General features: G+C 60.1%; 1 protein-coding gene. It reads right to left on the bottom strand.

What is annotated here, in order from left to right; translation table 11 throughout:
- Positions 1 to 521 (bottom strand): aminotransferase class V-fold PLP-dependent enzyme (locus EN852_RS34925; RefSeq protein ID WP_135879606.1); only part of this gene is annotated, 521 nt, incomplete at both ends.

Genomic DNA, 521 nt, shown 5'->3' on the forward strand with positions numbered 1-521 from the left:
GTCCGAGTGCCATTTCGGCGCCTTGGCGCAGAGCTTCAGGCCCCAGGCGTCGACCGCCTTGCGCACGCCTTCGCCGAGGCGATGGTGGCGCGCAAAGATATTCTCAAGCCCTTCATCGGCGATCAGGTCGAGCGAGGCACGCAGGCCGCGCAGCAGCTGCGTTGCCGGCGTGTAGGGAAAATAGCCGGCATCGTTGGCGCGGATCATGTCCTCGAACGAGAAATAGCAGCGCCGATGGGTCGCCTCTCTAGAGGCGGCGATGGCTTTTTTGCTGACCGATAAGAATCCGAGACCCGCAGGCATCATGAAGCCCTTTTGGGAACCGCTGACGGCGAAGTCGACACCCCATTCTTCCTGTCGGAAATCGATTGAGCCGATCGATGACACACCGTCGACGAAGAGAAGCGCAGGATGACCAATCGCGTCGAGTGTGGCACGGCAACCAGCGACATCACTGGTCACGCCGGTGGCGGTTCCGTTTTGCGTACAGAACAAAGCTTTGACATGGTGCCCATTATCGA

Origin of the sequence: Mesorhizobium sp. M2E.F.Ca.ET.209.01.1.1 (genome assembly GCF_004010375.2) — a bacterium.
In the GTDB taxonomy this organism is placed as follows: domain Bacteria; phylum Pseudomonadota; class Alphaproteobacteria; order Rhizobiales; family Rhizobiaceae; genus Mesorhizobium.